The organism is Pseudomonas sp. F220 (assembly GCF_057813935.1).
Window position 1 is genome coordinate 1 of sequence record NZ_JBVASJ010000220.1, and the last position, 236, is coordinate 236.

At 61.0% G+C, this 236-nt stretch carries 1 pseudogene; it reads right to left on the reverse strand.

The window, feature by feature from the left end:
• Positions 1–236 (reverse strand): annotated as a pseudogene (locus tag ACZYSM_RS29715) (hypothetical protein); the annotation flags it as partial.

Here is a 236-nt window from a genome sequence, read left to right on the forward strand (position 1 = left end):
GCCCAGGTGCGCTTGGTTACGCACGTTCAAGCCTTGCTGTCCAGAATGGCCTGGGTGTACATCTGTCACTGTCGCCTTGACCCGACGGGTCTCCCCCTCGGGCCAGAACGCGGGCCGAGCAATAGTCGCGTCATCGTGATACACCGCCCAATCCTGCAAGTGCATGTACAGACTGTAGAAAGTCAGGCTGGGCGGCACGTCCGGGCTGCCCTCAATCTTCGGTGGCTGAAGACGGT